The organism is Rhodococcus sp. C3V, assembly GCF_029269915.1.
Classification (GTDB): domain Bacteria; phylum Actinomycetota; class Actinomycetes; order Mycobacteriales; family Mycobacteriaceae; genus Rhodococcus_F; species Rhodococcus_F qingshengii.
The window spans coordinates 215,370-233,978 of record NZ_JARJBE010000008.1 but is presented as its reverse complement, the minus strand read 5'-3'; the positions used below and the strand labels follow the sequence as shown (position 1 = coordinate 233,978).

General features: G+C 63.9%; 16 protein-coding genes. 11 read left to right on the top strand and 5 right to left on the bottom strand.

Annotation, left to right across the window (positions count from 1 at the left end; all coding sequences use genetic code 11):
* The first annotated feature begins 87 nt into the window (after window positions 1-87).
* The 8 genes from P3G66_RS21390 (at window position 88) to P3G66_RS21355 (ending at window position 8,579) form a co-directional block, all read left to right on the top strand.
* Complete coding sequence (locus P3G66_RS21390; RefSeq protein ID WP_003942019.1) at window positions 88-1,314, top strand: MFS transporter; 1,227 nt, start codon at window positions 88-90, stop codon at window positions 1,312-1,314.
* Window positions 1,260-2,087, top strand: a complete 828-nt coding sequence (locus P3G66_RS21385; RefSeq protein WP_054187838.1) for an alpha/beta hydrolase — start codon at window positions 1,260-1,262, stop codon at window positions 2,085-2,087. The genes P3G66_RS21390 and P3G66_RS21385 overlap by 55 nt, the downstream gene beginning before the upstream one ends.
* 42 nt (window positions 2,088-2,129) lie before the next feature.
* Window positions 2,130-3,458, top strand: coding sequence for a D-inositol-3-phosphate glycosyltransferase (gene mshA / locus P3G66_RS21380; protein ID WP_070162630.1), 1,329 nt, complete (start codon window positions 2,130-2,132; stop codon window positions 3,456-3,458).
* Complete coding sequence (locus P3G66_RS21375) at window positions 3,455-3,952, top strand: YbjN domain-containing protein (protein WP_003941943.1); 498 nt, start codon at window positions 3,455-3,457, stop codon at window positions 3,950-3,952. The genes mshA and P3G66_RS21375 overlap by 4 nt, the downstream gene beginning before the upstream one ends.
* Before the next feature lie 139 nt (window positions 3,953-4,091).
* Entirely contained in the window at window positions 4,092-5,693 is a 1,602-nt protein-coding gene (locus P3G66_RS21370) for an AMP-binding protein (protein WP_042452995.1), read from the top strand.
* 46 nt (window positions 5,694-5,739) lie between these two features.
* Window positions 5,740-6,495 (top strand): phosphoglyceromutase, encoded by a 756-nt coding sequence (locus tag P3G66_RS21365; RefSeq protein WP_003941992.1) that lies wholly within the window; start codon window positions 5,740-5,742, stop codon window positions 6,493-6,495.
* Between the two features lie 162 nt (window positions 6,496-6,657).
* Window positions 6,658-7,893 (top strand): ATP-binding protein, encoded by a 1,236-nt coding sequence (locus P3G66_RS21360; protein ID WP_003941938.1) that lies wholly within the window; start codon window positions 6,658-6,660, stop codon window positions 7,891-7,893.
* Window positions 7,890-8,579, top strand: coding sequence for a response regulator transcription factor (locus P3G66_RS21355; RefSeq protein WP_003942020.1), 690 nt, complete (start codon window positions 7,890-7,892; stop codon window positions 8,577-8,579). The genes P3G66_RS21360 and P3G66_RS21355 overlap by 4 nt, the downstream gene beginning before the upstream one ends.
* A gap of 87 nt (window positions 8,580-8,666) precedes the next feature.
* On the opposite strand, the gene P3G66_RS21350 is transcribed toward P3G66_RS21355, so the two are convergent.
* Window positions 8,667-9,452, bottom strand: coding sequence for a hypothetical protein (locus tag P3G66_RS21350; RefSeq protein WP_003941928.1), 786 nt, complete (start codon window positions 9,450-9,452; stop codon window positions 8,667-8,669).
* Between the two features lie 66 nt (window positions 9,453-9,518).
* Here P3G66_RS21350 and P3G66_RS21345 point away from each other — a divergent pair, with 66 nt between their 5' ends.
* From P3G66_RS21345 to P3G66_RS21335, 3 genes are read left to right on the top strand one after another with little or no spacing between them, the layout of a single operon-like run.
* Complete coding sequence (locus tag P3G66_RS21345; protein ID WP_003941975.1) at window positions 9,519-10,469, top strand: Ppx/GppA phosphatase family protein; 951 nt, start codon at window positions 9,519-9,521, stop codon at window positions 10,467-10,469.
* Entirely contained in the window at window positions 10,469-11,587 is a 1,119-nt protein-coding gene (locus P3G66_RS21340; protein ID WP_276117080.1) for a hypothetical protein, read from the top strand. The genes P3G66_RS21345 and P3G66_RS21340 overlap by 1 nt, the downstream gene beginning before the upstream one ends.
* Window positions 11,588-11,594: 7 nt before the next feature.
* The gene (locus P3G66_RS21335; RefSeq protein ID WP_276117079.1) at window positions 11,595-12,479 is read left to right on the top strand and encodes a sugar phosphate isomerase/epimerase; all 885 of its coding nucleotides are present in this window, start codon (window positions 11,595-11,597) and stop codon (window positions 12,477-12,479) included.
* On the opposite strand, the gene P3G66_RS21330 is transcribed toward P3G66_RS21335, so the two are convergent.
* The 4 genes from P3G66_RS21330 to P3G66_RS21315 all read right to left on the bottom strand — a co-directional run bounded on the left by P3G66_RS21330 (window position 12,459) and on the right by P3G66_RS21315 (window position 18,474).
* Window positions 12,459-13,892, bottom strand: a complete 1,434-nt coding sequence (locus P3G66_RS21330; RefSeq protein WP_003941905.1) for an HAD-IB family hydrolase — start codon at window positions 13,890-13,892, stop codon at window positions 12,459-12,461. The two genes, P3G66_RS21335 and P3G66_RS21330, sit on opposite strands and share 21 nt — an antisense overlap.
* Entirely contained in the window at window positions 13,889-16,225 is a 2,337-nt protein-coding gene (locus P3G66_RS21325) for a glycerol-3-phosphate 1-O-acyltransferase (protein WP_007735324.1), read from the bottom strand. Before P3G66_RS21325 ends, P3G66_RS21330 begins: the two co-directional genes overlap by 4 nt.
* 3 nt (window positions 16,226-16,228) lie before the next feature.
* The gene (locus P3G66_RS21320) at window positions 16,229-17,695 is read right to left on the bottom strand and encodes a wax ester/triacylglycerol synthase domain-containing protein (protein WP_003941881.1); all 1,467 of its coding nucleotides are present in this window, start codon (window positions 17,693-17,695) and stop codon (window positions 16,229-16,231) included.
* Window positions 17,696-17,850: 155 nt separating this feature from the next.
* A complete protein-coding gene (locus tag P3G66_RS21315; protein WP_003942051.1) occupies window positions 17,851-18,474 on the bottom strand; it encodes a TetR/AcrR family transcriptional regulator in 624 nt (207 codons plus the stop codon).
* Between the last annotated feature and the right edge of the window lie 135 nt (window positions 18,475-18,609).

Genomic DNA, 18,609 nt, shown 5'->3' with positions numbered 1-18,609 from the left:
CGACAGGTCAACCCGAGCGCACAGTGAAAACGATTTGTCGAGTCGGCCTCGGCTCTGTGAACCTTGTTCAGTGCACGAGAAGCTGACATGAGCGAATCCACCAACAAAGGCCTGCTGAGCGCCTACCGCGAGATCTTTGCCGCCCCCGGATCGGTCGCCTTCTCGGCCGCCGGATTTGTCGCAAGGCTGCCGATCGCCATGATCGGTATCGGAATCGTGACGATGATCTCGCAACTTCGTGGTGACTACGCGCTCGCCGGCGCGCTCGCCGCGGTTTTCGCGCTCTCGTCGGCGATCATCGCGCCCGCGGTCTCGCGTGCGGTCGACCGCTTCGGACAGCGAGCGGTCCTGCCGATTGCCGCAGCCGTGAGCGTCACCGCGATCGGGGCGCTCCTGCTCGCTGTCCGGATGGAAGCTCCCGACTGGCTGCTGTTCGTTCTGGTCGTCCCCGGCGGCGCCACTCCGACGATCGGCGCGATGATTCGCGCCAGGTGGGTGGCGATCTATGTCGGAAAACCTCAGCTGCGCACCGCCTTCGCCTTCGAATCGGTGGTGGACGAGCTCTGCTTCGTGGCGGGCCCGGTCATATCGGTAGGTCTGAGCATCGGGCTCTTCCCCGAGGCTGGACCACTGGCAGGGTTGATCCTGCTGGTCACCGGAACCCTGCTGCTGGTCATACAGCGCGGAACCGAACCGAAGGTGCATCCGCGTCGACCCGGCCGCGGACGATCGGTTCTCGGTAACCACGTGATGTGGATCGTCATCGTGATCATGGTGATGCTCGGAACGATCTTCGGCGTCATCGACGTCGGCGCCATCGCGTTCACCAAGGAACAGAATTCGCCGGGGTCGGCGACGCTGGTCCTCGCGCTGTTCGCCGGCGGTTCGGGAATCGCGGGACTGATCTTCGGGTCGATGCACCCGGCGCGATCGCTGCGCGGGCAGTTGATGATCGCGTCCTCGGCGGTCGCCGTTCTCAGCGTCCCGCTTCTGTTGGTCGGAAACGTGGCCGCACTTGCGGGTGCCTACGTGCTGGCGGGCGCGACCATCGCACCGACGCTCATCATCGCGACAGCCCTGGTCGAACAGATCGTCCCGCCGGAAAAGCTCACCGAGGGAATGACCCTGACGGTTACCGGCCTCGGCGTCGGCGTGGCGCTCGGGTCTGCGCTGGCCGGACAGCTGATCGATCGCTACGGCGTCCCGTCGGCCTACATGCTCGCCGTCGGCGCCGCAGTCGCAGCCTCTATCGTGACGGCATGTCTATTCGTGAAGCCGTCAGCGTCGACGGCACGTCCATCGTCTATCGAGTAACCGGAAATTCGGCGGGGACCCCGCTGGTGTTGCTGCACGGCTGGGCTCAGTCCTCGCAGTGCTGGGGCGAGCAGGTCCTCGCGGACCTGGCCGCGGACTATCGGCTGATCGCCGTCGATCTGCGCGGCCACGGTTACTCCGATGCGCCCGAATCCGGATACGACGATTCCGCGAACTGGGCCGGCGACGTCGCGGCTGTTCTTGCGGCCGAAGGCGTCACCGAGAACGCGATCCTGCTCGGCTGGTCGTACGGCGGTCTGGTGATCTGCGATTACCTGGCAGTGCACGGCACCGGCGCGGTGGCGGGTGCGGTTCTGGTCGGGGCGATCACCAGCATCGGGCGCGGCGAAAAAGGTGGCAAGGTCGGCTCGGCGATGCGTAGCGCAGTTCCCGGCGCGATGTCCGAAGATCCCCGCGAGGCGATCCGTGCACTCGGCGCTTTCGGCAATGCTCTCACCGGCCCACCCGAGGGCAAGGGTGCAGCGTCGCAGGCCTTGTTCGGGAACAGCCTCTCGACGCGTCCGCGGGTGCGCGCAGCACTGTTCAACCGTGCTGTCGGTCACGACGACTTGCTCCGCAACCTGGATATCCCCGTTCTCGTTCTGCACGGAACCGAGGACTCCGTCGTCGACGTGAGCGCAGGTAAGCACGCCGAGGAACTGATTCCCAAGTCCCAGGCGTCGTACTGGGAAGGCTGCAATCACGGCCCGTTCGTGGAGGATCCGACACGATTCGTGTCCGAAGTGCGAACCTTCATCTCGAGCCTCGGTTAGAGTTCGCGCCCGGTGAGGGGGCAGTATGGAGTCGTGACGCCCATGCACATTTCGCGCCCTCGCCGGGTGGCCGTTCTCTCGGTCCACACCTCGCCATTGGCGCAACCCGGCACCGGTGACGCGGGTGGGATGAACGTCTACGTTCTGCAATCCGCCATTCAGCTCGCCAAACGTGGCGTCGAGGTGGAGATATTCACCCGCGCGACGTCCTCGGCCGACGCACCCGTGGTGGACGCCGCTCCCGGAGTGCGGGTTCGGAACATTGCTGCTGGTCCCTTCGAAGGGCTGGACAAGGCGGATCTGCCGACTCAACTGTGTGCCTTCGTCGCAGGAGTTCTACGGGAGGAAGCGCGACACGAGCCCGGGTACTACAGCCTGATCCACTCGCACTACTGGTTGTCCGGGCAGGTCGGCTGGCTCGCCCGCGACCGCTGGGGCGTGCCCCTCGTACACACCGCCCACACCCTCGCGGCGGTGAAGAATCTTTCGCTTGCCGAGGGAGACACCCCGGAGCCGGCAGCACGTCAGATCGGCGAGCAGCAAGTAGTCGCCGAGTCCGATCGCCTGGTCGCCAACACCACCGACGAAGCCAAGGCGCTGCACGAGTTGTACGGCGCAGACCCCACGCGTATCGACGTCGTGGCTCCCGGCGCCGATCTCACCCGCTACCGCCCGGGCGATCGCGATTCCGCCCGCGCGTCCTTGGGGTTGGACCCGGGCGAGATCGTCGTGACTTTCGTCGGCCGGATCCAACCTCTGAAAGCACCGGACGTTCTGCTGCGTGCTGCCGCCGAAGTGATCAGCCGTCGCCCCGAGTTGCCGTTGCGCATCCTCGTCGTCGGCGGGCCGTCGGGAACTGGCCTCGCGCGGCCGGACGTGCTGATCGAACTTGCACGATCACTCGGCATCAGCGCGCAGGTGACATTCTTGCCGCCGCAGGCACCGGAGCGTCTCGCCGATGTCTACCGTGCCTCGGATCTGGTTGCGGTGCCGAGCTATTCGGAGTCCTTCGGATTGGTCGCCATCGAAGCTCAAGCCTGCGGAACTCCCGTGATCGCCGCCGACGTCGGCGGACTGGGAGTAGCCGTACGCAACGGTGACACCGGCCTGCTGGTTCAAGGACACCGCACCGAAGATTGGGCCGGCGCCCTCGAATCCTTGGTGACAGCACCGACGCGCTTGGCCGAACTCGCCGCGCAGGCACCGCGCCACGCCGAAAATTTCTCGTGGGAACACACCGCGGACGGTTTGCTCGAGAGCTATCGCAAAGCCGCAGTCAACTACAACAACGGAACCGGTCCCAGCGACTTCTCGCCCCGCCGTGCGCGGGGTCTGTGGCGTCTGCGCCGGACCGGGGGAGTGCGTACATGAGCAGCATTTCGGACACCATCGAGCAGGCTCTCACCGAGCGCGAACTCGAATTCACCAGAAAAGACGACGCGCATTTCATCGTCGAACTTCCCGGTGAACACAAACTCAAGACGTCGACTCTGCTCACCGTCGGCAATCACGGTGTGCGGGTCGAGGCCTTCGTGTGCCGCAAGGTGGACGAGAACTTCGAAGGCGTCTACAAGTTCCTGCTCAAGCGCAACCGTCGTCTGTACGGGGTGGCGTACACACTCGACAAGGTCGGGGACATCTACCTCGTCGGCAAGATCGCGGAGCATGCGGTGACCGGCGATGAACTCGACCGAGTGCTCGGTCAGGTTCTCGAAGCCGCCGACGGCGATTTCAACGTCATCCTCGAACTCGGCTTCTCCTCGTCCATCAAGCGTGAGTGGGCGTGGCGGGTGTCGCGAGGCGAGTCGCTGGCGAATCTCGAACCGTTCAAGCACCTCATCGAGGAAGAGCCCGCGCAGAGCTGATCGAGCGGGGTGAGACACATCGCGAATGTGTCACGTAAAGTGACCTTTACTTGTGACTGTCGTCACGGAATAATACTGTTCCCGTGAGTCACAGTAAGTTGGTTACATCACCCCGCCGCGCAACTTTTCGAGGAGCACAGTGAGCTTCAAGAGTCCGTTCCCCGACGTTGAAATCCCCAACCTCAGCGTCTACGACTTCCTGTTCGGAAATACCGACCCCGCAGACCTCGACAAGACGGCCTTCGTCGAGGGCAGTTCGGGCGCAGTCACCACATACGCTTCGCTGATCGCACAGATCAACGGCGTTGCAGGCGCTCTCGCAGCGCGCGGACTCGCCGTCGGCGACGTGGTCGGGCTGCATTCGCCCAACGTCCCGGCCTTCGGTTCCGTCTTCCACGGCATCCTTCGTGCCGGTGGCGTCGCGACCACGATCAACGCGCTCTACACCGCCGAGGACATCGCCAAGCAACTCACCGATTCCAAGGCAAAGTTCCTCTTCACCGTCTCGCCGCTCCTGCCGCAGGCAAAGGCCGCTGCTGACCTGGTCGGTATCCCGGCTGAGAACGTCTTCGTGCTCGACGGGGCCGAAGGCCATCTGTCGCTGCGTGATCTGCTCGGCGAGGGTGCAGCGGCGCCGGAGGTCTCCTTCGATCCGGCCACCCAGCTCGCGGTGCTGCCGTACTCGTCTGGCACCACCGGCCGACCCAAGGGGGTCATGCTCACTCATCGCAACCTCGTGGCCAACGTCTGCCAGATCATTCCGCGGATGGGCATCGAGACCGACGACAAGATTCTCGCGGTCCTGCCGTTCTTCCACATCTACGGCATGACGGTCCTGCTCAACGCTGCGCTCTACCGCCGCGCGAGCCTCATCACGATGCCGAAGTTCGATCTCGTCGAGTTCCTGCGGATCGTCGCCGAGCAGAAGTCGACGTACATCTTCGTCGCACCGCCCGTTGCCGTCGCGCTGGCCAAGCATCCGCTCGTCGATCAGTACGACCTCTCGAGCGTACACACCATCTTCTCCGGTGCGGCCCCGCTCGACGCGGCGCTCGGCAAGGCCGTCGCCGACCGGTTGAACTGCCACGTCCGCCAGGGCTACGGCATGTCCGAGATGAGCCCGGTCTCGCACGCGATCCCTTTCGATCGTGACGACATCGCCCTCGACACGTGCGGTCCGACCATCGCCAACATGGAATGCAAGCTCGTCGACCCCGGAACGGGCGAAGAGGTCGCGTACCCGGCTCTCGGCTCGGACGGCGTCAGCGAGCCCGGCGAACTGTGGTGCAAGGGCCCGAACATCATGCTCGGCTACCTCGGCAACGACCAGGCCACCAAGGACACCCTCGACGACGACGGTTACCTGCACACCGGTGACATCGCGACCGTCGACGGCGACGGCGTCGTCAAGATCGTCGACCGCCTCAAGGAACTGATCAAGTACAAGGGCTACCAGGTTCCCCCGGCGGAACTCGAGGCCTTGCTGCTGACCCACCCGCAGATCGCCGACGCCGCAGTGATCGGCGTGCTCGACGCCGAGGGCGAAGAGGTTCCGAAGGCATTCGTCGTGCTCCAGGACGGCGCCGAGTTGACCGAAGACGACGTGATCTCGTTCGTCGCCGAGCGCGTCTCGCCGCACAAGAAGGTTCGCCAGGTTTCGTTCATCAGCACCGTGCCGAAATCCGCGGCCGGAAAGATCCTCCGCAAGGATCTGCGAACTGCGGAAGTAGCCCCGAGCTGATTTCCGGACAGGGTTGATCAAGAAGGGTTCCGGTACTCGTGCCAGGATGAACGCCATGAGTATCGGAACCCTGGTCCTGCTCCGCCACGGCGAGAGCGAATGGAATGCACTCAATCTGTTCACCGGCTGGGTGGACGTACACCTGACAGACAAGGGCATGGCCGAGGGCAAGCGCGCCGGCGAACTGCTCGCCGAGCACAACCTGTTGCCCGACGTTCTCTACACGTCTCTGCTGCGCCGCGCGATCAGCACCGCAAACCTCGCGCTCGATGCCGCCGATCGCCACTGGATCCCCGTGGTCCGCGACTGGCGCCTCAACGAGCGTCACTACGGCGCTCTGCAGGGCAAGAACAAGGCGCAGACCAAGGAAGAGTACGGAAACGAGCAGTTCATGCTCTGGCGTCGTAGCTACGACACCCCGCCGCCCGCCATCGAAGCCGGCAGCGAGTACAGCCAGGACACCGATCCCCGGTACGCGAACCTCGACGAGGTTCCCTTGACCGAGTGCCTGCTCGACGTCGTCAAGCGTCTGATCCCGTACTGGGAGGACACCATCTCCCAGGAGCTGCTCGCCGGTCGGAACGTGCTGGTCACCGCGCACGGCAACTCGCTGCGTGCGTTGGTCAAGCACCTCGACGGCATCTCGGACGAGGACATCGCGGGCCTGAACATCCCGACCGGAATCCCGCTGCGTTACGACCTCGACGAGAACCTGAAGCCGCTCAATCCCGGCGGCACCTACCTGGATCCGGAGGCCGCAGCTGCCGGCGCCGCCGCGGTGGCGAATCAGGGCGGAAAGTAGCAACCCGATGATGTGCGTCGAGGCCCCCCGAACAGTGATTTCGGGGGGCCTCGGCCAACAGCAGATGAACGACGAACCAACGCCGTCCACCTGGCGGATTACACGGGTGGGAACGTCCGAACCCGCCGTAACCGACTCTTCGCGCGAACGTACGATTGCGCCGTGAGTGTCGTGATTGCAGTGCTGCTGGTCGTGGTCGCCGGCTTGGTCGGCTACCTCGTCGGCGGGGTGCTGGTACCCAGGCTGTCGTCGCGCCAGAGTCAGCGCTCGGACGAACAGACCGGGCTCACGATGTCCCAGGTTCTCGACCTCATCGTGTTGGCTTCGGAAAGCGGTATCGCCGTCGTCGACGGTTTTCACGACGTCGTGCTCTTCAATCCTCGCGCCGAGGAACTCGGTCTCGTCAAGAATCGTCTGGTCGACGAGCGAGCTTGGCGGGCTGCTCAGGAAGTTCTGCGGACGGGTCAACCCGTCGAGGTCGATCTGACGGCGCAGACCGCTCAGCGGGGCCGCGACAAGATCGCGGTACGTGGCACGGCCCGGTTGCTCAGCAAGGACGATCGCAACTTCGTGGTCCTGTTCGCCGACGACGATTCCGAGCAGGTCCGCATGGAGGCGACCCGACGCGATTTCGTCGCGAACGTCAGCCACGAACTCAAGACGCCGGTCGGTGCGATGAGCCTGCTCGCGGAGGCGCTGCTCGAGTCCGCTGACGACCCGGAATCGGTGCGCCACTTCGGCGAACGGGTGCTCGGTGAGTCGATTCGTCTGGGCAAGATGGTCACCGAGTTGATCGCACTCTCGCGTCTGCAAGGTGCCGAGAAGCTGCCGGATCTCGACGTGGTCGACGTCGACACCGTGGTGTCCGAAGCACTGTCGAGGTCGAATCTGTCGGCCGAGGCCGCCGGGATCACGGTCACCACCGACCATCCGAGTGGGCTGGAAGTACTCGGGGATCAGACTCTCCTCGTCACGGCATTGTCCAACCTCATCGAGAACGCTATTGCGTACTCGCCCAAGGGTTCTCCGGTGTCCGTCAGTCGTTCGGTACGCGGCGACAATGTCGCGATCGCAGTCACCGACCGAGGAGAAGGCATCGCGAAAGCGGACCAGGAGCGAGTGTTCGAGAGATTCTTCCGCGTGGACAAGGCGCGGTCACGGCAGACCGGTGGAACCGGTCTGGGGCTGGCGATCGTCAAACACGTCGCGGCCAATCACAACGGCTCCATCGAACTGTGGAGCAAACCGGGTACAGGGTCTACCTTCACGTTGCAGATACCGGCACACGTGGAGTCGGACGACGACATCGACTCTGACGACGCGGGAACCGCCGGTTCCACGCGGATCGGCAGACGAGAACAAGGCAGTAGAGAAAACGGCATGGAGGCCAAACGATGACGAGTGTGCTGATCGTGGAGGACGAGGAGTCCTTGGCGGACCCGCTGGCGTTCCTGCTCCGCAAGGAAGGCTTCGAGACCACCATCGTCAACGACGGACCGTCGGCGTTGGCGGAATTCGATCGCTCCGGAGCGGACATCGTCCTGCTCGACCTCATGCTGCCCGGCATGAGTGGCACGGACGTCTGCAAGGCGCTGCGGTCGCGCTCCGGCGTCCCCGTCATCATGGTGACGGCGCGTGACAGTGAGATCGACAAGGTCGTCGGACTGGAACTCGGTGCGGACGACTATGTGACCAAACCGTATTCGGCGCGTGAGCTGATCGCTCGCATCCGTGCGGTGCTGCGCCGCGGGGTGGAGAACGAGGCGGACCTCGCCTCCGACAACGGGGTGCTCGAGGCCGGACCGGTACGGATGGACGTCGAGCGCCACGTCGTGCAGGTCGCGGGTAACCCGGTGACGTTGCCGCTCAAGGAGTTCGATCTCCTCGAGTACCTGCTCCGCAACTCCGGTCGGGTGCTGACCCGCGGACAGTTGATCGACCGCGTCTGGGGCGCCGACTACGTCGGTGACACCAAAACCCTTGACGTACACGTGAAGCGGTTGCGTTCGAAGATCGAATCGGATCCGGCCAAGCCGGAACATCTGGTCACGGTCCGTGGATTGGGTTACAAGCTCGAAGCGTGATCGAACCTCGTCGAGAAGAAATGTCGAGAAGAATTCAGCCGCTCACACGATCGTGTGAGCGGCTGAATTCTTTTTGTTCAGGCGGAGTCAGCCCTGAGCTTTGTTCTGAGCGATCGTGGTCGCCGGATGGACTGCGATGAGGCCGAGGCCCGCGCGACGCCTGCAGAGGCGAGCCAGCTCGTCGTACGCGCGCTTTCCGAGAAGTTCCGTCAACTCGGGCCCGTAGGACTGCCAGACCTGCCGCTCCCCGACATGAGCGTCGGGGGAGCCGGAGCAGTACCAGGCGAGGTCGTCGCCGCCCTCACCCCAGCCGCGGCGGTCGTACTCGGTGATCGTGGTCTTGAGGATCTGGACGCCGTCCGGCCGGTCGACCCAGTCCTGGGTGCGGCGGATCGGTAGCTGCCAGCACACGTCCGGTTTCACCTCGAGCGGCTCGATGCCCTTCTTGAGCGCCATGGAATGCAGAGCGCAGCCCTCGCCTCCGGCAAAACCCGGCCGGTTGAGGAAGATGCACGCTCCTTTGTAGCGGCGGGTGCGCAGCGCGGGCTCGTCCTCGAGGTCGTCTTCTTCGACGTAGCCCTTCTTGCCGAGACCCTTTTCCATGAACTGCCAGTCTTCGGCTGTGAGCATTTTCACTGACGCATCGAGCTTGTCCTGATCTTCCTGATCGGAGAGGAAAGCGCCGTGCGAGCAGCAACCGTCGTCCGGGCGGTCTCCGATGATGCCCTGACACGCCGGCGTGCCGAACACGCAGGTCCAATGCGAGAGCAACCACGTCATATCAGCGGAAATGAGGTGTTCGGAGTTATCCGGATCGACAAATTCGACCCATTCGCGCGGGAAATCGAGATCGACCTCGGGGCTCGGAGTCATCTTGTGGGACCGGTCTGGGTTACCTGCTGTCACAAGGGCCGACCGTAGACCCAGTAACGTGGCGATGTGCGACTAGGGGTACTCGACGTCGGAAGCAATACCGTCCATCTATTGGTTGTGGACGCCCATCGGGGCGGCCACCCAACACCCATGAGCTCGACCAAGTCCACGTTGAGGCTGGCAGAAAACACTGACGACCGCGGCGATATCACCACGTCAGGAGCCGATCGGTTGGTCTCGACGGTTTCCGAATTCGCCGGTATCGCCAAGACGTCCGGGTGCGAGGAAATGATGGCTTTTGCCACTTCCGCGGTCCGTGACGCCAACAATTCCGAAGCCGTACTCGCCCGCGTCCGCGCCGAGACCGGAGTCAACCTCGAGGTTCTGTCCGGGGTCGACGAAGCCCGCTTGACCTTTCTGGCCGTGCGCCGCTGGTACGGCTGGAGCGCCGGACGCATCCTGAACCTGGACATCGGCGGCGGCTCGCTCGAACTCACCGCAGGTGGTGACGAGGATCCGGACGTCGCCTTCTCACTGCAACTCGGTGCCGGACGGTTGACGCGCGACTGGCTACAGGCCGATCCGCCGGGCAAGCGCCGGGTCGCTGTGTTGCGTGACTGGCTGGACGCGGAGTTGGTCGGACCAGCCAAGGAACTGCGCGCCGCCGGCGACTGGGACCGCACGGTCGGGACTTCGAAGACCTTCCGATCGTTGGCTCGGCTCACCGGCGCGGCCCCTTCTGCCGCAGGCCCCCGGGCAAAACGGACCCTGACTTCCAGCGGACTCAGGCAACTCATAGCCTTCATATCCAGGATGACGGCGGCGGACCGTGCAGAATTGGAAGGAGTGAGCTCGGATCGGTCACAGCAGATTGTGGCCGGCGCGCTCATCGCAGAGGCAACCATGCGGGCGCTCGGAGTGGACGAACTGGAAATTTGTCCCTGGGCACTGCGTGAGGGTCTGATTCTGCGAAAGCTCGACACAGAAATGGGCGGTGAATTGGTGGTGAGTGCTTGATGACCGAGGACAGTCAGCAGATTTCCGTAGCGGAACTGCTCAAGCGGAACGGTCAGAGCGTCGAATCCCGAGGTGGACGACGCCGGCGCGGCGTAGCCGGTGGCATCTCCGTCGCCGAACTGACGGGTGAGATCCCGATCGTTCGCCAGTCGGGATCGCGCGCGGCCGCCGAGCCCGAGTCCGACGAACCAGCAGCCCAGCCCGAAGCCGCTGCGCCGGAAAACTCTGCACCTTCAGCGCCGGCCGAGGCCGTCGCGGAAACCGCCAAGTCAGTCGAACCGGCACCGAAGGTTCCCGCCGATCGCACCGCAGCCTTCGCCGTCTCGTTCGACGACGACGATGACGATGACGAGCCGCAGGCACCCAAGGGTGAGTCGAAGCCGGTTGCTGCGCCGCCGGTCACCACTCCGAAGCCGACTTCCACACGTTCGCCGGGACAGACCTCGAAGTCCTCGCCCGGGCAGTGGGTGAGCCGGGCACCGCTCAACTCCTCGTCACCGACGCAGGTAACGCAGGAACCAGCCCTGCTGTCGGGTCAGACCCTGGCGGGCGACCTGATGCGTCAGGAGCGCGCCGCAACGCAGTCGCCGTCGTTGCGTCCGCCGATCCTGCCGCCGCGTGTCCCCACTCCCGTCGCCAAGGCACCTGCACAGACCGCTCCCGCTCCGGCCGCGCCGGAAGAGAGCACCGAGCTGATCGACAAGATCGCAGACGCGGATGCCGGCGAGGCCGAATCCACCGCCGTGGTCGATCTGGTCAAGGCGCCGGCTGTCGATGACGGTGCAAAAAAGACCAGTGCCGCCGCGGAGTCCGATGTCGAAGCCGAACCGGCAGCGGAAGAGGCAGGCGAGCGTAACTCGATCCGTGAATGGGCAGTGCTTGCCGGTCAGGTGGTTGTTGCACTGATCGTCGGCGGCGCGATGTTCAAGGGCTTCGAGAAGCTGTGGGACATGCTGCCGTGGGTGGCGTTGGTGCTCGCGCTGATCGTGATCGTCGGCCTGGTTGCCGTCGTGCGGGTTCTGCGGAAGACGGACGACATCACGAGTTTCGTGATCGCGGTGGTCGTCGGCATGATCGTGACGCTCGGTCCACTGGCGTTCTTGTTGACCTCGGGTTGATCGGACGATGATCGGGGGATCGCAGCGCATGGTTCGTCGGCCGATAGCCGTCGGCTTGTCGACGGCTTCGGTATATCCGGAGAACACGGAAGCAGCATTTCGCTACGCCGCTGATCTCGGATACGACGGTGTCGAACTGATGGTGTGGGCCGAATCCGTGAGTCAGGACATCGGTGCTGTTGCCGCCCTCGTTCGCAAGTACGCCATTCCGGTGCAGGCCGTGCATGCGCCGTGTCTGCTGATTTCGCAGCGCGTGTGGGGTTCCGATCCGGTCGAGAAGCTCGAGCGTTCGGTGCGCACCGCCGAAACCTTGGGAGCGACGACGGTGGTCGTCCACCCGCCGTTCCGGTGGCAGCGCAAGTACGCCGAAGGCTTCGCGGAACAGGTTGTCGATCTCGAATCGAAGAGCAGCGTCGTGGTGGCGGTGGAGAACATGTTCCCCATGCGCGCCGACAGCTTCTTCGGGGGCAAGGACAAGTCCGCGGAGCGTCTGCGTAAACGTGGCGGTCCAGGGGCAGCGTTGTCCGCGTTCAGTCCGTCGTACGACCCGACCGATTCCGATCACGCTCACTACACACTCGACCTGTCGCACACCGCGACGGCGGGCATGGATGCCCTGGAGTTGGCCTCCCGTATGGGCAAGGGGCTCGAGCACCTGCACCTGGCCGACGGTCGCGGGGCGTCGATGGACGAGCACCTGATTCCGGGGCATGGCTCACAGCCGTGCGCGGAGTTGTGTCAGCAATTGGCTGCGAGCGAATTCAGCGGCCAGGCAGTCATCGAGATCAACACGCAGAACGCGCGCACCCGGCGGGAGCGGGCGTCGATGCTGGCGCAGGCGCTCGCGTTTGCACGCGAGCACCTGGCACGCTCAGCGGTGGCCGGCAAGTAGCGCAGCTTCGAACTGCGCGCGCACCTTCTCGACGTGTGCGTCGAGGTCTTTGGTCTCCCAGCCTTCGGTCGAGATGGGATCGAGCACCGAGACATAGACCGGGCCTGGATGGGCGACAAGCGAATTGCGCCACATCCGTTCACCCGCGTTGTGAATCACCACGGGCACGATCGGCACACCGGCTTGGATCGCCAAGTGGAATCCACCCTTCTTGAAAGGGCCCAGACGTGGCGTCGGAGAACGGGTGCCCTCCGGAGCTATGACTATCGAGACACCATTCTTCAGCTTGTCTACTGCCGGTTGCAGTGCAGCCTTCGCCTTCGTGGTGTCGGTGCGGTCGATGTAGGCGACGTCGAGCAGTGCACCGACGGGCATGAACCGCGGATCGCTTGCCGCCTCCTTCTTCGCGACGCCGGTCACGTCACGCTTGATCACGGTGCCCAGGACCAACATGTCCAGGGAACTCTGATGGTTGAACATGAACACCGCCGGGCGGTGATCCCACACGTTGTGCTCGCCGTCGATCTCGACGTCGATGCCCAGCAGTGAGAGCGAGATGTCGGGGCCGTACGTGCCGACCAGGTTCGCACCCAGTTGACGGTTCCCGGTGACAATGCCTGCCGACGCACCGAGTGCGGCGGTGGCAGCAAGCGCGCCCATGGCCGTCGCCGTTCGGATCGTGGAGATCGGTGTTGCGCCTCGCTGCGGTTTACGCAGGCTGACCGAAGGCCAGTGATTGCGCAACGCGATCTTGGCCAGACCACGATCGGGATTCAACGCGACAGGTCGCCCGACGGCCTCGAGCATGAAGACGTCTTCGACACCGTTGGAGTACGCAAACGCGTTCTTCAGATCGGCGCCCATCTTCTCGGCATAGCCTGCAAGGGCATTGGCCTTGGCCGGCCCCCACAGTGCGGGCGAAGACAGTTCGCCGGTGAGCATGCCGTCGACGACTTCGGGCTCGGTGCACAGCACGTCTTCGATGTCGAGATCTTCGGCGACGTACTTGGCCTGGAACGGAGTCGCCGACGTAGCCATCACGATCGTGTGGCCGGCTCGCCGGTGTGCCGCCAGTAGTCCGCGGGCTTCCGGGTAGATCATCGCGGCGATTTCCTGCTTGAACAGCCGTCGGCCCCAGTCGTTCAGTTCCTCGACGGTACGGCCGCCCAGGGCTCGAACGCCGATGTCCATCAGTGCTCCGACGTCAGCACCGCGGAATTGGGTGTCGATCGCGGCACCGGTGGTGCGCAAGAGTTCGCCGACGCTGATATCCAAGCGTCGCAGGCGGTCTCGGTACACAACGCTGGCCGAGTACCCGCTGATCAAGGTGCCGTCGAGGTCGAAGGCGGCGATCGTTCCGGGCCCGGGCGGGGCGGCTTCGATGGCGGAGTGCAGACGCTCGAGTCCGGTCACAGTCCTACTTCCTCGTTCGCGGCGGGCGCTCGGTTTGCTTCTGGAATGGTCACTACCGCAGCGGCGTCCGGTACCGGCATCGCCACCTGATCGAGTCGTGCATGCGCGAGTGCGCGAAGGTGACGCAGGCGCTCGACCTGAACCTTGATCTCGGCAGCGAATGCCAGGCGCCGGGCCCGGACTCCGTCGTCGTCGACTTCGATCAAGTTACGGTTGCGCGCCAAATTCAGTGCGGTGGCGAACAACTCACCGGAGACGGATTCGTTGCTGGCGATCTGCTGCCGCAGTCGACGCTGATGTGCGACGTCGATGCAGTTGCTGATGAACGACTTTTCGTCGAACGATGTCGAAATCGGCGCGAGCACAAGCTGATCGGCGACAACCTGGTACGCCTCGAGGAACGGTTGGAGCACGCGGTGCGCGAGGTACGGGCGAACCGTCTCGATCATGTGCTCGGTTCGTTTGTCGTCGGCCATGACGGTTTCCCACTCGGGGTCGATCAGCGTCAGCTCGGTCCGCATCTCCTGCTCGAACGTGTCCCGGTCACTGAAGAAGAACTCGAATTTCAACAAATCTCGGATGCGCTTGGCCTCTGCCCACCCGTCCCCGATGGGGTCCTCGAACCGCTCTTCGACGGCTGCCTGAAGTACGAGTTCGGTGATGGCACGCACGACAAGAAAGTGAATCGTGTTGTTGCGGTAGAAGGCAGCGACAAGATGCTGGTCCTTGCCGAGGTAGAAGACCTGCTCGCCGCCCCGATCGAAGCGCTCGAGCACCCCGGAATCGACGTGTGTCTGCAATGCCTTCTCGATGACACGCGGATCGGACAGTTCGACGTCGCCGGCGATCGGAAGATTTCGCGCGGTGATGTAGCCGAACAGCGGCGTGAGAATCGCGGTGAGTTCACGAACTGTCAACGCCCGGTCTTCGATTCCGAGGAACGCCAACATCGCCAGTGAAGACACGGTCACCGGGGTGACCTCGTTGATGCGGTGACACACCTCGATGCCGGCCTTCTGAATGGCGAGGCGCTGATCGGTTTCCTGGCTGAGTGCGTCCGCGAGTGAGAGCGGCCGGCCGATGGTCACGTGCGCGACACCGTTGCGTTTTCCCTGGGCGCGTACGTAACCCACCATCCAGCGCAGGCCTTCCGGTGTCTTCTCGGCGCCGAGCGCCTCGGCAGCCATGGCCCCGACCTCGTAGAGTTGGTCGTAGCTCAGCGCAACCGGGACGAGGTACACGTCGGACGCTCCGCTGACCTGAAATGCCTTGGTCAGGTAGGTCAGGAGACCGAAGCGCGGCGGGCGTAGTTTCCCGGTACGTCCGCGTCCACCTTCGATGTACCACTCCAGATTGAAGCGCTTGGTCAGCAGATAGCGCATGTACTCGTGCATCGACCACTTGTAGACCTCGTCGTTGCCGATGCTTCGACGAATGAAGACGGTGCCGCTGCGCTTGAGGATCGAGCCCATGGGCCAGAAACTGATGTTGAGGCCGCCCATGACGTGATTGAGCGGCAAGCCGTTCGCGATCAACGCCGGACGCAGGACGAGGGGATCGAGGTACGAACGGTGACTGGGGAGGAAGACCAGTGAGTGTTCCTTGTTCAGCTCACGGAGTTCCTCGAAGCGGCTCGTGTCCACGTCCAGCTTGTAGGCGCGAGCGAAGTAGCGGCCCAGGCGATCCCACACCGCGATGGCTTGGCGACTCTGGGTGGCAACCATTTCTTCGAGAGCTTCACGTGCGCGGCGATCGACTTCGGCGACGGCGATGTTCAACCGGTCGGCCAAAGCCATGACCTCGGTGGCGAATCGGCGGGTGTCGGTGATCTCGTCGACGACGAACCGTGACACCTTGTACTGGCCACCCAGTAGGCCCAATTCGGCGCGTTCGAGTGCCAGAGCGGCCTGCCGTCGGATGAACTCCGGTAGCGAACCGCCACCGCTCTTTTCGAGGCGACGCTCGAGATCGCTCAGTGGTGCGGGTTCACCTTCGATGACCTGGCACCGAGAGGGGTCGGTGCGCAGGGTTCTGCGTTGTGCACCGCGTCCGGGGTGGAGAGGATCGCGTGGTGCCAGCGCATCACGTAGTCGCACCGCGACGTTGTGCTTGGTATGGGTGTCCGGAATCCACACCACGCGAAGCGGTGCGAGCATCGGGTCGTCGGTCCGTGCCGCCAGTTCTGCCAGGGTCTTGTCGGTGATGTTGACGGTGACCGGCCGAGTTTCGGATGAGCTTGCCTTGTCGGCAAGCCACTTTCGCAGCACGCCGGCTTCGGCCTCTGTCATGGTTTCGGTGAGGTACACGCGCGGGTTAGTCGTGTTCTCGCTCATGACTCACGCACCTTCCGTTGTGACTCCGAGAGCGACGATCTCGTCCAGGCTCTCCTGCAAGCACTGCATCAGCAGCGCGGGCTTCGTGATCGCGGCGGTGTCGAGATTGATTCCGATACAGCACACCCCGACGTGGGAGACCAGTGTCGCCATCGCCGCGCAACCGGGCGCCGGGCCGAACGGGAACATCCGCTCGATCTTCGCTCCGGCGAGATAGACCGGTACCGGTACGCCGGCGACGTTGCTCGCCTGCAGGTCCAGTCCTGTCGACTGGGACAGATACCAGTTCGCGAGTAGATAGTTCGGCAGGCGAGCGAGGATCGGGGCGGCGACGTCGATAGCGTCCAACGCCGGTTCCTCACGCAGACTCAGAACGATCTCTCGCACCTGCCTGATGCGTTTGGCCGGATCCGTTTCGGCGACCGGGCCGTTGAAGCGAACGGCTGCAAACCGGTTGCCGCCGTTGGCATCCGCGCCCGTGCGCATGCTGATCGGCATACCCATCGGGATGCTCTCGACGGATTGTCCGAAGGCTTCGTGGTAGCGATGGAAGCCGCCGAGCAAAGCGGCGACGTACGCGTCGTTGAGTGAGCCGCCGGCAGCTTTTGCTCCGGCCTTGAGCTCGGGAACACCCACTTCGAGAGTTCCGAACCATCGTCCGAGACCACGATCGTGGAGCAGAGGGGAACCGGAACGAGCTGGGGGAGTGACGATCTTGCGGAGTGAATTGGCGTAACCGAGGACCTCGGAAGCTGTCGTGATCGGACTCGAGATCGCCGTGGTCGCAACATTGGTGGCACCACGGACCAGCTTGGCGATACGCGAGGGCGCACGCCGGATCTCGCTGACCACCTCCTCGCCGAAGGCGCCCACCGACGACAGATGCTCAGGAGCAGGCGGTGTGCGGTCGGGCTTGTTCGGAGTGGGGTCCGGGCGTCTGCTGTGCAGGAGCGTCATCATCTGGATGCCGCCCATGCCGTCGGTGATGGAGTGGTGAGTCTTGACCACGAACACGGCGCGACCGTCGTCGAGACCTTCGATGAGCAGCGCGCTCCACGGCGGTCGAGCCTTGTCGAAAGGTTCCGTCGCAAGGTGACGACACATGCGCAGTGCGTGATCGAAGTCCGCCGGTGCAGGTAAGCGGACGCGTCGTAGGTGGTAGCCGATGTCGAACTCGGGATCGACGGACCACACCGGATTGCCCAGCTGCATTGCCGGTTCCACTGCTCGCATACGAATACGCGGAACCACGTGCGATGCCCACTCGACTGCGTCGAGAAGTCGATCCCAGTCCGGGGCACGATCGAGTACCTCTACCGCAACGATCGGTGAGCGCAGTTGCGGCTGCGCCTCTTCCATCCGCCACATTCCAGTCTCGAAGTCGGACATCGTGCGGTTCGCCCCCCAGGCGACCGCGGAAAGGTCGACGTCGACCGCGCTAGGAGGAACAAATGGATTGCTGTTGGCCATACGTCAAGAACTCCCTCGGTCTGCGGATCCACCCCGCGCATCTCTGCTTCTAAGTGTGGACCCGCGACCGTGGGCGCGTCCCGGTTTCGGTGTCAGCCGACAGGTGTGACGTTCGTCAGTTAAGGGCTAATCGGACATGCCGGGAAGTTCAGTGCTCAAGAAGTGACGCCGACGGCTTTCAGGGCTATCTCGCGGTAGAGAACACTGACTTCGCGCGGAGTCTGCGGTCCGTCGAGTCGATACCAGAGGACGACGGACTGACACATTCCCAGTAGTGCACGGCCCGTTCCGGTGATGTCCGGGACCGTGAACTCACCGCTCTCGACGCCTGCCGTCAGTACGTCGACGAGTAGGTTCTCGAGCTTCTTTCGCTTGGCGGCGTAGCTCTTTCGTTCCGCGTCCTCGAGGTACCGCAGTTCGGAATCGAGGAAGGCTATGTCGGAGCGACTGGTCATGTGCAGAACACACGCCTCGACGAGATTGCCGAACTGTGCCGTCGGCGACGGTCCGGCAGCGTCGACCGCAGCGCTCGCGCGTGCGGTGACGTTCTCGATGCCCGGTTCCATCAGCGCGACGAGGATGCCCTGTTTGTTGCCGTGGTGGTAATACAGCGTCGGCACGGTGACGCCGGCACGTTTTGCGATGTCACGAACCGACGCTCCGTGGTAACCGAGTTCGTGGAACACCTCGAGTGCGGCGGTGAGCAGGGGAGTCAGCGTCAGTGGTTCCACGATGCGCCACTGTTCGTCGGGCTGAGCCTCCGACTGCAAATCCGTCATTCCGCCTGTTCGCTCCGTTCGGAAATTTCTGGTGGTGTGCGCAAAGAAGGTTCAACCCTAGCGCAAGGCGTGTCCTCCTTACCGATGCTCGGCCCCCATTGGATAGCATCACTATCCAGTAATGGGTCGAGCGAG

What these genes read in the sequence shown, in the direction of transcription:
- P3G66_RS21335 (WP_276117079.1), top strand. Translation starts at nt 11,595, where the DNA reads ATGATCGGGGGATCGCAGCGCATGGTTCGTCGGCCGATAGCCGTCGGC.
- P3G66_RS21315 (WP_003942051.1), bottom strand. Translation starts at nt 18,474, where the DNA reads ATGACGGATTTGCAGTCGGAGGCTCAGCCCGACGAACAGTGGCGCATC.
- P3G66_RS21325 (WP_007735324.1), bottom strand. Translation starts at nt 16,225, where the DNA reads ATGAGCGAGAACACGACTAACCCGCGCGTGTACCTCACCGAAACCATG.
- P3G66_RS21350 (WP_003941928.1), bottom strand. Translation starts at nt 9,452, where the DNA reads ATGACTCCGAGCCCCGAGGTCGATCTCGATTTCCCGCGCGAATGGGTC.
- P3G66_RS21340 (WP_276117080.1), top strand. Translation starts at nt 10,469, where the DNA reads ATGACCGAGGACAGTCAGCAGATTTCCGTAGCGGAACTGCTCAAGCGG.
- P3G66_RS21355 (WP_003942020.1), top strand. Translation starts at nt 7,890, where the DNA reads ATGACGAGTGTGCTGATCGTGGAGGACGAGGAGTCCTTGGCGGACCCG.
- P3G66_RS21390 (WP_003942019.1), top strand. Translation starts at nt 88, where the DNA reads ATGAGCGAATCCACCAACAAAGGCCTGCTGAGCGCCTACCGCGAGATC.
- mshA (WP_070162630.1), top strand. Translation starts at nt 2,130, where the DNA reads ATGCACATTTCGCGCCCTCGCCGGGTGGCCGTTCTCTCGGTCCACACC.
- P3G66_RS21375 (WP_003941943.1), top strand. Translation starts at nt 3,455, where the DNA reads ATGAGCAGCATTTCGGACACCATCGAGCAGGCTCTCACCGAGCGCGAA.
- P3G66_RS21320 (WP_003941881.1), bottom strand. Translation starts at nt 17,695, where the DNA reads ATGGCCAACAGCAATCCATTTGTTCCTCCTAGCGCGGTCGACGTCGAC.
- P3G66_RS21365 (WP_003941992.1), top strand. Translation starts at nt 5,740, where the DNA reads ATGAACGCCATGAGTATCGGAACCCTGGTCCTGCTCCGCCACGGCGAG.
- P3G66_RS21385 (WP_054187838.1), top strand. Translation starts at nt 1,260, where the DNA reads ATGTCTATTCGTGAAGCCGTCAGCGTCGACGGCACGTCCATCGTCTAT.